Genomic DNA, 1,241 nt, shown 5'->3' with positions numbered 1-1,241 from the left:
TCGACAGTATTGGGGGGGACTGCCTAATCTAGGAGCTACCTTCTCTCAACGCTACCCGTCCCTCGATTAGCGAGGTGCTTTTGGATGGAAGAGTTGGAGCTAAACAAATCTGCCAGTGCGCGGCCAACTCGGCTGTGAAGTCATCCCCTAGCACCTGCTCAAGGCAAGCCATAAGGTCCTCTTGGCGTGGTTGAGCGAATACCATGCGGTACAGTGCTAAATCTTTGCATAGTCGTTGATAGCGGGTCTGGTCTTTGCTCATGGGCATGCACATGACCCGACGTTCAACCTTGGCTCCGCCTTCTATCTCGTAAACCCAGTAGGGGACTATGTCACTAATGCCGGCGTTCTTGTTTTTGACAGCTAGGGCAAAAAGTGAATCCCATAGGGGCTCAGTCATCTCATCAAAGTTCAGCTGTGAGCGATGCGCACGAGCGACGTTTTTTCTGACGGCATATCCCTTGTAGCGATGCACTCGACCTTCTCGTTGTTCCATGTCAACGGGGTTGGAGGGGAGATTCCAATGGACAATGGTGTGACACCATGGGTGGAAATCGAGCCCTTCCTGTCCAACGGACGTCGACGCCAAATAGAACGGCCAAAAAGGAGAGTTGAAGGCGGCTTGGACGGACTCCTTACGCGCGACGGCACCCACATCCTCGGTTTGTGCACCAAAGCGCAACGCAAAATGACTACGTAGTCTTTGAGGTAGAGGTGAAATTTGAAGCCGCCCATTTTTCGTTTCGATCAGGTCGGGGTGGAGTGTGGAAGTACGCAAAGTCATCGCCTCAAACATTGCTTCGGCGATCGGACCATGAACAGGTGTGTCTGTTTTGAAGCCAGCGCATTTTGCTTCAAGCAGAACATGGCAATATTCATCCAGCAGCGATTGAAGGTTTCCGTCAATGCAGTACTGCAAGGACAATTTCCAATAGCTGTCCTCATCCTCAAGTGAGCTCAATAGGGCAATCGTTCGAGGAGAATTGAATTGCCGGCGAAGGCCCTCCGCGATTAAGGCAGCAGAGCCCAGAAATTCAGTATCAATGCTGTCTGATGTCTCGCGTCGTACCCCTATCAGTGACCGCAGTGCGCACACACCCGGCGCGGCCAATGCTATGTCCGCCAACACACCAAACAGATCCTCAGGGACTTTTCCTAAGTCGGTGATTTTGTCGTCCCAAGCTTCAAGCCACTGGTCCACGTGGGACTGGAAGCCGCTGAGGCCTTCATCTGCATCGTCG

General features: G+C 52.6%; 1 protein-coding gene. It reads right to left on the bottom strand.

Translation table 11 applies throughout. From position 1 onward, the window contains the following. Positions 1 to 28: 28 nt before the first annotated feature. Positions 29 to 1,241 (bottom strand): helicase C-terminal domain-containing protein (locus AC1DVH_RS31350; protein ID WP_477757055.1); only part of this gene is annotated, 1,213 nt, incomplete at its 5' end.

Source organism: Pseudomonas sp. P4_C3 (genome assembly GCF_056402075.1).
This window is presented reverse-complemented; position numbering and strand designations above follow the sequence as displayed.